An 882-nucleotide genomic window follows, 5' to 3' on the forward strand; every position below is an offset into this window, starting at 1 on the left:
CGGACGGTGACGCTTTTGCCCGGGCAGGCTATGAGGAGCCCGAGGGGGAGATCGAGCAGACGATCGCCCGGGTGTGGGCGGAACTGCTGGGTGTCGACCAGATCGGGAGGCACGACGACTTCTTCGCTCTCGGTGGCCACTCCCTACTTGCGGTTTCAGTGGTGGAATGTCTCCGCGAACGCGGGATCGCGTGCGATGTTCGTACCCTTTTCGGGAACCCGACGGTCGCCGCGCTCGCCGCGGCGCGACCCACCACTGGGATCGCGGTCCCGGACAATCTGATCGCCGAGGACACGGCGGTGATCACGCCGGACCTGCTGCCGCTGGTCGATCTCAGTCAGGAGCAGATCGATCGGATTGTCGCCGCCGTTCCTGGTGGGGTCGGGAATGTGCAGGACATCTATCCCTTGGCGCCGCTGCAGGAGGGCATGCTTTTCCACCATCTGATGGCGCCGGACGACGACGCCTATGTGTTGTCCAACCTGCTGGCCATCGATACGCGGGAGCGGTTGGACTCCTTCCTGGCGGCGCTTCAGGTGGTGGTCGACCGGCACGACGTGCTGCGGACCTCGCTGGTCTGGGAGGGGGTGCCGCGCCCTGTCCAGGTCGTGCACCGGCACGCCCGGCTCACCGTGGAGTGGGTTGAAGCCGCCGAGCTGGCCGGTATCGCCAAGCGGATCGACCTCGTCGAAGCACCCCTGCTGCGGGTCTTCACCGCCCACGACGTCGAGAACGACCGGTGGCTGCTGTACCTCCTGATGCACCACGTCATCGATGACAACACCTCGTTGCAGACCATTGTCGGTGAGGTCGGTGCGATCATGGCGGGTCGTGCTGATGAGTTGCCGGAGCCGGTGCCGTATCGGAATGTGGTGGCTCAGG

General features: G+C 65.6%; 1 protein-coding gene. It reads left to right on the forward strand.

Annotation, left to right across the window (positions count from 1 at the left end; translation table 11 throughout):
• A partial coding sequence (locus E1294_RS52080; protein WP_246083904.1) for a condensation domain-containing protein occupies window positions 1–882 on the forward strand: 882 nt, incomplete at both ends.

Source organism: Nonomuraea diastatica, assembly GCF_004349015.1.
Lineage (GTDB): Bacteria > Actinomycetota > Actinomycetes > Streptosporangiales > Streptosporangiaceae > Nonomuraea > Nonomuraea diastatica.